This window comes from Rouxiella sp. S1S-2 (genome assembly GCF_009208105.1).
Lineage (GTDB): Bacteria > Pseudomonadota > Gammaproteobacteria > Enterobacterales > Enterobacteriaceae > Rouxiella.
Genome location: NZ_WFKL01000001.1, coordinates 1,088,949 through 1,101,324, shown reverse-complemented (window position 1 = coordinate 1,101,324; position 12,376 = coordinate 1,088,949). Strand labels below are relative to the sequence as shown.

Genomic DNA, 12,376 nt, shown 5'->3' with positions numbered 1-12,376 from the left:
TTTGCGATTTAAGATAGAGCTGAAAATGACAAAGGGGTTCGTGAGCTTGGCCTCTTCATACTCTTTCGGAACCATAACTCACCACAGCAGTGGTGTCGCGAAATGAACAAACTCATGGTGAAGCCGATACCACAGAGCACCGATACGCCGTATCGCTGCAGCCATGAGCTGTAAGTATTGCCAGCGCTGACAAAAATATTTTCAATGAAGCGGGAACGCGACTGCCGGTGGCGATTTACTTGTTATTGCGCCCGTCACGCCATTTCTGCTCTAGCTGTAGAATAAGACTCAAAGAAGCCGGAAGTACCGTTAGCGTAATCAACGTGGCAACCAGCAACCCCCCCATGATTGCGTAGGCCATCGGGCCCCAAAAAACCTGTTCCGCAATGGGCACCATGCCCAAAATCGCTGCGCAAGCGGTAAGGAGTATTGGACGCGATCGATGCAAGGAAGCAGAGATTATGGCGGCTTGGCGTGCCATCCCTTGGCGAAAATTATTGTCCACTTCACTGATTAAAATCACGGCGTTGCGAATAATCATTCCCGATAAAGCGATGATCCCCAACAAAGCAACAAATCCCATTGCTGTTCCAGTGGGCAACATTGCCAATACAATTCCAATGAGTCCAAAAGGCGCCATTGCCAATGCAATGAACATGCGAGAAAAGTTCTGTAATTGAATCATCAGCAATACCAGCATAATGCACAGTGTTAGAGGTAGAACCCGATAAACTGACGCATTTCCCTTATCTGATTCGGCAACGGTTCCTCCCTCCTCTATACGATAACCAGACGGCAGGCTGGCTTGCATGCGCCTAACAATGGGCGCGAGCTCTTCAGAAACAGTTTCAGCATGCAGTCCCGGAGCCAAGTCCGTTTGTACGGTGATAAACGGCATGCGCTGGCGACGCCATATAATAGGATCTTCCACTCCCCATTCAAGCTGCGCGACCTGACTTAGGGGGATCTTACCTCCATTTTTCGAGGTGACTCTCAGGCTTGAAAGTGTATCAAGGTCTTGCCTTTCCTTGTTGTTTGCCCGCAGAACCACATTAATCTGCCGGTCTTGATCCCGAACAGTGGTCACGACACTTCCCGACCAAATAGTATTAAGCTCGTTAGCCAGGCTTTCTGAGGAAACACCCGCCGCCCTTGCGGCCGTTTGATTCACCTTGAGTGTTATCACCCTCTCCGGCTCGCCCGAGGTTAAATTTACCTCACGTGTAGAATGGTTATTCCCTATTTCCATCTCAAGACGCTGAGCCAAGCGGCGAACCTTGTCATAGTCTGGCCCGCTAACGCGATATTTCAACGGCCATCCCACCGGCGGCCCGAGTTCCAAAGGGGAAACTCGCGTCGTTATATCATTGAAATATTTTATCATTATGAGGTTAAGCTGATGCTGGAGCCGCTCTCTGTCATCGAGGTTTTTGGCCACCACCACTAACTGCGCCGTATTTTCATTATCAAGCAGGACGTCCATTGGCAGATAAAAACGTATGGCGCCAGACCCCACGTAGCTAGAGAAATGATCAACGTACGTATTGCCTTTGAGGATTTTTTCCAACCTTTCGGTCTGCCGCTGCGTTTCTGCCTGAGACGCATTGGCAGGAAGTGTCAGGCTGATTAACAGTTCTGGCCGGTCTGAGGAAGGGAAAAACTCGCCCTGCATAAATGTTGTGCCATAGGATGCCAACCCGAGAAGCGCGACGGCAAGCCCGAGGGTAGCCATACGATGCGCCAATGTTGCCTGCAAGAGTTGATGATAGAAGCGCATCACCTTACCTGGTCGAAGGTGATGAATCTTCATGCTCGACGGCAATAGCCAGTTCCCGATTAACGGAGAGAACACTATCGCCACCCCCCAGGAACACAGCAGCGCAATCAACACTACAGCAAACAGAGAGAAGCAATATTCCCCCGCGCTGGATGCGGCGAATCCTACGGGAATAAAACCAGCGATCATCACCAGCGTGCCGGTGAGCATGGGGAACGCCGTGGTTTGGAAGGCGCAAGTCGCGGCTTGCCAGCGGGTATCCCCAGCCTCCAGTCGCGAGACCATCGCTTCAACCGTTATCATTGCGTCATCGACCATCAAACCCAATGCGATGATTAACGCGCCGAGAGAAATGCGCTGCAATCCTATACCCGCCAACATCATCCCGATAAAGGTCATCGCCAGCACCAAGGGAATGGCCGCCGCCACCACAAGCCCAGCCCGCATCCCCAATGAGACAAAAGATACCGCCAACACAATGACGACAGCCTCAGTCAACACTCTGACAAAACCGTCTACGGCATGTTTTACGACAGCAGACTGATCGGCTACTTTCGTCATATCGATGCCGTGAGGAAGCCCGTTGCCGATATCCTCCATTCGCGCGTTAAGTGCCTGGCCGAAGCTAAGCATATTGCCGGTTTTAGCCATTGAGATGGCAAGACCCATGGCGGGTTTGCCGTTCACTCTGAAAACAGGCGCGGGGGGGTCCTCACTTTGACGGCTAATCGACGCGATATCGGTGAGGGGAATGTAGTGACCCGCAATGTACAATGTAATGCCAGCAAGACTTTGCTGCGCGTTCAGCGCCCCGCTTACGCGCAGGGCAATATTTTCGCGGTCGCTACGCAATGTGCCGCTGGGCGCCACGGCGTTTTGTTGCTTCAACGCCTCCGTGACCTGCTGGAGAGTGATCCCCATACCGGCCAGCTGGCGCGGTGAAAAGGCGATCGTCATCTGCTCTTCCTGCCCCCCTAATAATGTGGTCTTTCCAATATCAGGGAGTGACGCGAGGCTGCGCTGAATATCCTCAACGTTGTCTCGTAGTTCACGCGCCGTGAATCCCTCAGCGCTAAATCCATAAATGGTGCCGTAAGTATCATCAAACTCATCGTCTACAGCTGGCCCTTGAACCCCCTTGGGAAGCGAAGTGGAAATATCCTGCATTTTTTTTCGCAACTGGTACCAGATTTCAGGCACCAAAGCAGGCGGGGTATCGTCGCGGAGATTGATATTGACAGTCGAGCTGCCAGCACGAGTATGGCTTTCCACAAAATCGAGATAAGGAAGCTCTTGCAGCTTTTTTTCCAAAACATCCGTCACCAAATTAACCGTGTCATGTAAGGTCGCGCCCTGCCACTGAGCGGAGACCACGGCGGTTTTTATCGTGAATGCTGGATCTTCATTACGCGGTAAATTTTCATAACACATCACCCCAGCAGCCAGAATGACTAACATAAAAAAAGCCAACAGCTGTTGATGCCCAAGAGCCCAAGCAGAAAGATTAAACGATGACGGGGACGATTTTTGGCTCATTCTGCCCTCTCCCCCAGGCTCACTCGCTCACCGTCCCGCAGCTTGCTAACGCCGGCGGTGACCACGATTTCTCCCGGCATAATCCCCGAGAGAATATAAATATCTGACAAGGAAAATCTATCGATAACCACCCGTCGACGTTCAAGCCGCAGACGGCTTGGGTTCACCACGAATACGGCAGGATGCCCATCAGCCTGCGTGAGCGCCGAAGCAGGAAGGCGAAGGGTGCGTTGCCCGACTGCCGGCAACGCACCCTGCACGCTGGCACCAAGCACCATAGCAGCAGGAGGATTTTCCAGTGTGACCCGAGCACGCCATGTGCGGGTTTGCGGGTCGGCCTGCGGGCTGACATCACGTAATATTCCGAGGGTTTTAACAGCAGGTTCAGAAAGCAGGGAAACGCTAAAGGTGGCCGAACCTTTCAGCGCCGCGACCTGCACTTGCGAGAGATCGAACACCGCATCTCGTTGGCCAGATTCGGCCAGAGTTACCACCGTTTGCCCTGCGCTAACGACCTGCCCGACCGAAGCGCTGACTTGGGTAATTACACCGTCAGCCGGGGACACAAGCCGCGTCCAGGAAAGGGTATCTTGTGCATTTTTTAGCGTATTTTCACTGGTTTGAAGACGCGACGCCGCTGACTGCCATTCGGACGTGGCGTTATCGAGCTGAACGCGAGCAATTGCCCCTGCGGGCATTAACATTTTCATTCGCCTGAGATTACTGGCTGACATCCGCTCGGCCACGCGCGCACTGAGCAGGTCGGCGCGGGCGCTACTGAGCTGATTCTCGCTGGCCTGACTCTCAAGGCTTGCCAGAAGCTGGCCTTTTGAAACCAGATCCCCAACGTCCACCTTGCGATTGAGTAAGCGGCCATCTAAACGAAAACCCAGCGTTAGCTCGTCGTGGGCGCGTATCTCACCGGTTTGGGTGAACGACGTTGAAAATGAAAACTGAGGTGCAACGACACTGCGCACCGGGCGAGGCAACGCCACTTTCTTTTGCGTTTTATCGCCACAGCCGCTGAGGCCTAAGCAAAATAGGCAAAATAGGCACGCAATAATACAGTGCGTCAGTTTGCATGAGGATATGACGTGGCCCAGCGCGTGCCGGGCAAAGTGGGTAAACGTGTCTGTCATAACTGAACCCCTGAATTGATATAGCGCTATTCAATCCAGCTTCTGTCCAGATTCATTGGATATTTCATCAAGGAAGCGTCAAGACAGACACTTTATTTCATATTTACTCAGCGGCGGCTTGTTGTTTGGCAGGCAGCTCGATGCTCACCATTAATCCACCGTCGGTAGCATGATAGGCGATGATCGAACCGCCGTGCGCCTCACAGATTGCTCGGGCAATGGAGAGACCTAAACCACTGCCCCCGAAGTGGCGAGCACGAGACGTTTCCGCTCGAGTGAATCGTTCAAATATTTGCGAAAGAAATGCGTCCTCTACGCCCTGCCCTCGATCACAAAATAAAATCTGCCATCCTGCGGGCAAAGGACAGACTTTAATCGCCAACTCACCGCCTTCTGAGGCATAGCGCAGCGCATTTTCCATCAAGATGGTAAAGACCTGCCCCAGACGGAAAGGATCGCCCACATAGCGGCAATCGCCCGCGGCCTCAACGGAAATATTCATATCAACGGCCGCCGACTGAGGCTTTAACCACGTCACTCGCTCTCGCAGCAATTCCGCCAAATCGACTTCGCATTTATCCAGACTTAGCTGGCCAGCATCCGCCAGAGAGAGAAGATGCAGCTCTTCGATAAGCCGACTTAAATGAACGAGCTGTTTCATGACCATCTCGAGCTGCCGCGGTTCTGCTTCAAAGACACCGTCAAGCATGCCCTGAAGCCTTCCCATTGCAGCCGTAAGCGGCGAGCGCAACTCATGCGCCATCGCCACATGAGAGGTACGAAGCTCTTTATCATAGCGAGCGAGCTTGAGCGCCATTGTGTTGAAGTCTTCGGTGAACTGAATCAACTCGGCGGGCGCCCCTTTTACCGGCTCCGCTCGGGTGGAAAATTGCCCCCGTGATACCGCGCCAGCCGCAGAGGCCAGGCGGCTAAATTGAGAGGATAAGGGGCGTGCCGAGCGTAATCCCAATACGAGGATAAAAGGAATGGTAACAACAACCAACACGCCGACCATTATCCAGTCCGCCGACGCAATCGAAGGAACGGAATATTGAATACCCCACCATTTATCGACAAGCTGATGAAAACGTAACGGATTGGCCGCAGGATTTTCCAGCAATACCCCCAGTTCATTTCTCACAGAAAGCGGCATTTGATGAAGGATCCAAAGATTCACCAAAGCAAAACGAATCCACATGCAAAAAGCGATGACGATGACCGAACCTATCGCGAGCATGAGAATACGCACGCAAATCCAGCGCCAAAGAGATTGATGATTCTCCTTAATCATGGCTGTCTGAACCTGTAACCCACGCCTCGAACATTGACCAGTACGTCGCTAACACCCGCAAACTCCAGCTTTTTACGCAAATTATAAACATGGGTGTCGACAACGCGTTCTAACGCCTCACTCTCCGGCAAGCAGCGTTCGAGGAGATACTGGCGTGAGAAAGGCCGCGTTGGGGCGCTCATCAGCGTGGTCAATACGCTAAACTCGGTGGGGGTTAAATCCAGATAGTTCAAGCTTCCCGTATCGTCTGTGACGCTGGCGACAAGGGCCTCAGTGTCAACGTCTAAATTCTGCCAGCGCAACGATCCCGACGCGGTGTTTTCTGCCAAAGAGGATGTTCTGCGTAACACAGCCTGAACTCTTGCGACTACTTCGCCGGGATTGTAGGGTTTAACGACGTAATCATCAGCGCCGTAGCGTAGCGCACCGATCTTGTCCGGCAAGTCACCCATCGCCGTCACCATAATGACTGGCGTATTACTCTTGCGGCGCACGGCTGACAGCACTTCGGTTCCGCTCATTCCCGGCAACATCACATCAAGCAAAATAAGGTCTGGTTTCCAACGTTGAACTATTTCAAGCCCAATCAGCCCATCTGCCGCAATCACAACCTCGTATTTTTCCCGCTTTAAATAGGCGTCGAGCACGTCGGCTGCATCAGCATCATCTTCAATAATCAGGACTCGCTTTGTTTGCATGTTCACTACCTTGACCGTTTCTTAATATTTCCCCGACAGTAAATTGACACTGCCTCTTCATACTCTGCGTTTCAGACGCGGCTGCAATCCGCTTTTGTTGGTCGATTAATGAATGATGAGTGATGAGGAGTTACGATGATAACCAGAAAACTGTTGCTGCACATTATCTGTTTTGCCTTCACCAGCAGCATTGCCGTTGCACGTGCGGAGACTGCCACACCGGCGCCGAGCCTGACAGTAGGCATGGGAGGAGAAAATTCGCCGCGTTACAGCGGATCGGATAAACGACACTGGCAGGTTGCCCCCGTACTGCAGGTTCGGGACGGGGCATTTTTCTTCGATAGCCAGAAAGGCCTAGGCTATGACCTGCAAAGCGACAACGGTTTTTATCTCGAACATACGTTGGGATATAGTCTGGGCCGTTCAGATCAGGACTCAAACTGGCGAGACGGTTCAAACAAACTTAAAGGCATGGGCAATATCAATGCCGCATTGAATACCGCCATCGCGGTTGGCTGGTCAGTGACCCCCTGGTTGACCTTCGAAGGTAAAGCTACGCTCCCACTCACCGACGGGCAAGGCGTGCAGTATCGGACATCGGCGACGCTGCTTCCCTTCCAGAATGAAACTGACACGATAGCCCTTCAAAGCGCGGCACTGTTTGGCGACAGCCGTTACATGAATACCTTTTATGGCGTGAGTCACTCACAGGGTCTTCGTTCAGGTTATGCCCCATACCAGGCCAACGGCGGATTTTATGGGGTGGACAGCAGCTTGACATGGAGCCACCAGTTCACTGCGCACTGGGGCACGTTGGCCAGTATCGGCTATACCTGGCTAGACAAACAGGCCAAGGATAGCCCAATCGTGTTCAGACCCAACCAGACGTCGGTAAATATGGCAATACTTTATACATACTGATCCCTCGAAACTCATTAAGGTGAAGAGGGTAAATTACGTGTAAATATCTCTGATATAAAACGGGACATAATTCTCTCGTTTTAATCAAAAAAAAATTGCCAGTAAAGCAACATTTAGGTACATGAGGAAAATAATAAAAATCATATCGAAGCGTTACTTTTTTTGACATGTTTTATCTTCAAAAGCAGATTTTGATTCTTTGGCCTCATTGTCAAAAGACTCTTCTAAAAGTTTTATTGCATACAGCAGAGATTTTTCTACAGACTGTCGAGATTCTTTCTTCTCGCGCAATGTTGACTTCAAAAAATCTGCTATTTCGGATTTATTTGTTTCTTTTCCCATCACGGCAAAATGAAAAGCAGTATCGCCAATCAATTTACACGCTTCAGCATAGAGTGCATTGGGTTCTTCATAACTCATTGTAACTCCAAAATTCTAGTGATAGGTGAACAGGTTATTGACGTGCATGTAAGAAGAATTTAGTGCTTCAAAAACGAGGTCAACTTCGACTAATATTTTCTGAGCTAAATCCTCATTATTTGCATCGATCATTTTTAGGTTTAATTCACTAGACCAAACAATTTCGCTGGGGATGTTTTGTTCGTTTAATTTTACTATGTGGCGTGAAGCGCCTCTTGAACTCACGGCGTTAACAGCTGCCTTCAAAATATCAGTGGGGCAATCGCTGTTTGTCAGAATAACCACACTTTTAGAGTGATATATTTTAGAAAGATCAAGAACAGTCTCGAACATAGTCGTAAGCCTTGCTTTTTCTTTTTCTAGCATATTTAAAATATCCTCTGCTAGTTAGGTTCCTTGGTGTTGGTAAGAATTGGACAGCAAACATGATATTTTGTTTTTTTAAATAATTTTAATTTGTACCTGTGTCATAAAATCCACATAAATACAGACCTAAAAAGGACAATATCAATACCGTATGCAGATTGAAAAAAACGTCATAAGCCCTCTCACTGATATTGTTGTACTTTTTAGTCAGCTATTTTTGCCATTCAGGTAAGAAATAGATATCAGAACTCTTTTTCATCATTTGCCCTATGGGTTAAGGGATCATATTAAGAAGAAGCGTTTTCAAATCATCCAAAAGCCCATCACGCTCAGGCCAAATATGTATAACGTGTGAAGACCCGCTTAACAGAAAATACAGGGTACTGTTCATGCTGTCAGGCTTGGTAGGTGCAGGTCGACTTTTTGCAGGCATCAGCGACCGGTGCGGAATGGCAAATTTACCGTCAAAAATGCTTTGGAACAGATCGCGGAAATAGCGGGGCTATTTATTCATATCGGCTGTTTGGGTGAGTCATATGGGAAAAAGCATGAACATCGGTGTGCTACGTGGTTCGCAAAATTGCTCTGCTTCACAGTGTTAGTTACAGAGAGTAAAACTAATGGATGGCTTTAAGCCATGTCCCTTAGGATTCAGTTAGTTAGGAAGCTTTAAGAAGTGTCTTGGAGCGGGTGAAGGGAACCCAAGCATCGAAGACAATAGGTTACTAACTCTTTGTTTCTTAAAGACCATTGAACCCAGTTGGTTACGGTGTAGGTTACACATCGAGTTATCTTTGGTCAAGCTTCAGTTCGATTCCCAAATAAGGAGTAGAACCTGTAGCACACCTCCCCGTCATGACTTTACGTACAGCATTCGGAGGGCCGATGGGGGGACTTGAGGATGGGACTATGTATTAAGTGGGTCCTCAGATTTTTGTTATACATCCCCCACGGGTCGGTACCTTGGTAAACTAAAAGTCCTCTATTGCCCACCCAAGAGCCTAACCAAAGCCATCAGAAAGACAGACAGTAGGTAAGCATCGTGTAATGACATAAAGTCCATAACGGGCCTCCTGTGTGTCTTTAGTTAATGTTACCGGTAACATAAAACATACCTAGACATCCGGTTTAAGGGACATCTAGGTAACTGGGGCTAGTGGGTCTGAGTATTGGATTAGCTTGCAGCGCCGAACTGAATACGTTTAACAACAGGCAGGACCGCAGGTTTAACACCACCTCCCATTACTACGCTCGTAGCAGCTTCTGCGACCACGAATACTTTCCCTAGAACCTCAAGGTCATGAGCTTGAGCGTCACCGTCTCGACTGAGGACAACCGAAACATGTTCACCATCATGGCGCAGGCAGCCGAATGAAAGAGCTGTAAACCCCTTAGCCATCATGAAGACTCCACGGTCAGCCCCGTTGTAGTAAGCGAGGTCTGTTCCCAGCATGTCTTTGATGGCCTCGTCACCACCAAACCCTTGTTTAGCAGCCAGACGTCCGAGAGCTTTTAGCTGGGACTCATGGGCGATGATACCGTAATCAGACACCTGCGAGCCTAGAGAGGACTCCGTGTTTTCAAATAAAGCGTCCATGATGGTTTCAGCTTTATCAGAAAGGGAGCCAGTGAGCGGCGTGTGAGTGACTGACTTCAGTAACTTGGAGGTCGTCAGGACGTCAACCATCTGAGAGTTAATGGAGCGGACTACATTTTCGCAAATGTTCAACGCATCTTGGTGCAGGGTCTGGGAGGTGTAGCCAGTGGTCACCTTGGCATCCCATAGCTTGGACTGGAAGCTGACTAGCAGCGCCTTCTCGATAGGCTCTACGGTAATCTCAGACCCAGAAGGGGCTGTTACGACTTCAGGTTTACCACCACCACGGACTGGTACAGCAACAGAGCGGTCAGCCAGAGTGTGAGAAATGATAGGGGTCGGCCATGAGTTACGTGTCGGCAACAGTTCCACAGGGAAAGGTATATTAGCAGTAGCATCGGTCAGGACGCTGTTCAGCATCTGTTTGACCATTTTAGCCAGCGATAGAGCGTATACCTGTGGGTCTGCATTGGTCGGCAAGCCTTCATCAATGCGAATGTTATCACCATTAATGATGCACGCTGGCTCAATACCGAACTGCTTGGAGGCTTCCCCTGTGGTCTGACGGGTAGAAGCAGCATTACCAGTTAGAGGACCGGTAGTATTAAAGGTCTGAGCTGCATCAGCGCTATTTGTTACGGTTACGTTTGTCATAATAATTATTCTCCGAATTAGTTTTCTGTTGGGGTCCCAACCTTGGGTCAGGACCAAATGTCACTTGAGGCTAGCATTGCTAGTGTGGCCGTTGGTGGGCTGGGGCTTAAATGTTATCCATCCAGTTCATACCTTCCACCAGACCAGCGGCGCGGCTATGGTTGCTTGAGGTCATCGCTTGTCTGACTAAATCCCCATGTTCTTGCATGGCCCGTTTACGTGCAGCCCGTTCAGCATCCCGATTGTCGCGCTCAGCCTCACTCATAGTCATCTCTGCAAAGCGTTCCCGCTGCTGTCTAGCCATCGCTTCCTGTTCGGCTGCTGCCTTGGCCTTGGCTTGTTGATGGAGGCTGTAAGCGGCCACTAAATCTTCACTGAAGAAGTTCTTGATGTTGACTCCAGCAGCTGCAAGTTGCTCTAGGAGTTCCAGTGCAGGAGCGGAGCGTGCTGGCAGGCCTGAGAGATAGGCAGGGATTTGGGTTTTAATGGCAAAGCTGAGAGGCTGTTTCTGACCCTCAATGACACAGGTGTTTTCGTAAAGACTAATGTCGGAGACTTGGAGTTTAAAATCGTTGTTATCGAACATCATGATTAGGTTCCTTCTGAGTTTGTGTGTGTGAGCTTATCGGTCTCGCAGGCAAGGTAATGCCTACGGTCTCCCCGCATAGGTCAGCTCAAAAGGTTAAAATTAGGTTATGGCTGAGGAGCTTAACGCGCTCAAAACTGAGCAGGTTGGCGAGTTACTAACGTGAGCTGACGACAGTTTCATAGCGACCAGTTGCGCTATCAGTTCGTTTCGTGGTCGGCGCTCGCGGGTCGCATCTTCTGGGTCCAGACCAAGCTCCTTCAGGATGACTTCAGTCCTGTAGCCACGATAACGGAGAGTCATACGGCCCTCAGGTGTGCGCGGGTCAATGAATCGACGGTCAGGGACTCTACAGTCTGGCTTTTGGACTTTGGGGCTAGCAGAGCTTGTTGGTATGTTAGAAATCATAGACATAAATAGCCTCCACACGGCCAGCCCAGACGCTCTTAGATGGGATTAGACTTAACGCTCTTTCCTTGGTCATAGTACCATTCTGGACAGCTTTATAGAGGTGCTCAGGGCTACGTTGGTCAACCTTTTTGAAGAGTCGGTTACACTGCCTAATAGCATAGTCTGCATCAGCATTGGTGTGACGCTCCAGTAATTCGGCCTCGGCTCGATAGCCTAGCTCGACCATCTTGTTAGCCACCACAGCGGCAACTTCCGGCATTGCTAAGACGGCCTCGAAGGCTGCGTAGACCATATCTTCGAACTTGAAGGAGACCCAACCGGCATAGCGTAGAGTTACCTGCTTGTCTGCAAGAATGTGGGATGTAACACCCTGACCTAATGACCGCATTTTTTGCGGGCATCCTGCGAAGCGCTTAGCCTCTATTGTTCGCCATTCAGATGGAGCTTTAGAGCGGGTAAGACCCAACGTCTTCCAAATCTCTGTCAGGTTCCACAGCCCGCTATCATCAGCTTGGAATGGATGACCGTCGATATGGATAATGTGGTGAGAGTTATTCATTGCTTGATTCCTTTTTGTTTTGCATCCTGAAGTCACACCCCATCTGACCACTCAAAGTCCCCAAGCGAGGGAGACCAGAAGGCAACAGGATGCAAACAGAACGGCTTTAAGATTGAAGTAATGACGTGTGAGGTCATGGTATGTAATTTCAGTCTGGAAATTTCACCTGAGTGACTCGAAGCCTCTGATACTAGACGCGTTGAGGTCTAACCACCGATAGGCCAATGAAGGAGTGAGACCCCAGAGAAGCGGCTGCGATTAAGCAGAAGGACTGCGGCTTGAACAGCCAGTGTTCCTATAGTGATAGTTAAGGTCGAGTCCTATGCAGCAGGTCTCTCGACCCTAGGGGAATCTTAAAAGCGGTGGGGTTTAGGGCACAGTTTAAATAACTACAGAGACCAATAGTCCAGACAGCCGAAGG

At 50.0% G+C, this 12,376-nt stretch carries 10 protein-coding genes and 1 pseudogene; 1 reads left to right on the top strand and 10 read right to left on the bottom strand.

The genetic code is table 11. The annotated features are described in order from the left end of the window. Window positions 1-101: 101 nt before the first annotated feature. From GA565_RS24935 to GA565_RS05080, 5 genes and pseudogenes are all read right to left on the bottom strand, one after another. Window positions 102-170: pseudogene (locus tag GA565_RS24935) on the bottom strand (Na+/H+ antiporter NhaA); the annotation flags it as partial. A gap of 65 nt (window positions 171-235) precedes the next feature. Further along, window positions 236-3,313 (bottom strand): efflux RND transporter permease subunit, encoded by a 3,078-nt coding sequence (locus GA565_RS05095; protein WP_152197600.1) that lies wholly within the window; start codon window positions 3,311-3,313, stop codon window positions 236-238. Next, window positions 3,310-4,452 carry an efflux RND transporter periplasmic adaptor subunit gene (locus GA565_RS05090; RefSeq protein WP_152197599.1) on the bottom strand — a complete coding sequence of 381 codons (1,143 nt, stop codon included), beginning with the start codon at window positions 4,450-4,452 and terminating at the stop codon, window positions 3,310-3,312. The genes GA565_RS05095 and GA565_RS05090 overlap by 4 nt, the downstream gene beginning before the upstream one ends. A 103-nt stretch (window positions 4,453-4,555) precedes the next feature. Next, a complete protein-coding gene (locus GA565_RS05085) occupies window positions 4,556-5,743 on the bottom strand; it encodes a cell wall metabolism sensor histidine kinase WalK (RefSeq protein ID WP_152197598.1) in 1,188 nt (395 codons plus the stop codon). Further along, window positions 5,740-6,441, bottom strand: coding sequence for a response regulator (locus GA565_RS05080; RefSeq protein ID WP_152197597.1), 702 nt, complete (start codon window positions 6,439-6,441; stop codon window positions 5,740-5,742). The genes GA565_RS05085 and GA565_RS05080 overlap by 4 nt, the downstream gene beginning before the upstream one ends. Window positions 6,442-6,576: 135 nt before the next feature. Between GA565_RS05080 and GA565_RS05075 the strand changes: the two genes are divergently transcribed. Further along, entirely contained in the window at window positions 6,577-7,362 is a 786-nt protein-coding gene (locus tag GA565_RS05075) for a MipA/OmpV family protein (RefSeq protein ID WP_152197596.1), read from the top strand. 153 nt (window positions 7,363-7,515) lie between these two features. On the opposite strand, the gene GA565_RS05070 is transcribed toward GA565_RS05075, so the two are convergent. The 5 genes from GA565_RS05070 to GA565_RS05045 form a co-directional block, all read right to left on the bottom strand. Then, window positions 7,516-7,782: a DUF2767 family protein gene (locus tag GA565_RS05070; protein ID WP_152197595.1), complete on the bottom strand. Its 267-nt coding sequence runs from the start codon at window positions 7,780-7,782 to the stop codon at window positions 7,516-7,518. Window positions 7,783-7,797: 15 nt separating this feature from the next. Further along, window positions 7,798-8,148, bottom strand: a complete 351-nt coding sequence (locus tag GA565_RS05065; protein WP_152197594.1) for a hypothetical protein — start codon at window positions 8,146-8,148, stop codon at window positions 7,798-7,800. Window positions 8,149-9,322: 1,174 nt separating this feature from the next. Then, window positions 9,323-10,399: a hypothetical protein gene (locus GA565_RS05060; protein WP_226950909.1), complete on the bottom strand. Its 1,077-nt coding sequence runs from the start codon at window positions 10,397-10,399 to the stop codon at window positions 9,323-9,325. A gap of 106 nt (window positions 10,400-10,505) precedes the next feature. Continuing rightward, on the bottom strand, window positions 10,506-10,988 hold the full coding sequence (locus tag GA565_RS05055) for a hypothetical protein (protein WP_152197593.1): 483 nt from the start codon (window positions 10,986-10,988) through the stop codon (window positions 10,506-10,508). Window positions 10,989-11,382: 394 nt separating this feature from the next. After that, window positions 11,383-11,955, bottom strand: a complete 573-nt coding sequence (locus tag GA565_RS05045; RefSeq protein WP_152197591.1) for a hypothetical protein — start codon at window positions 11,953-11,955, stop codon at window positions 11,383-11,385. Window positions 11,956-12,376 lie beyond the last annotated feature (421 nt).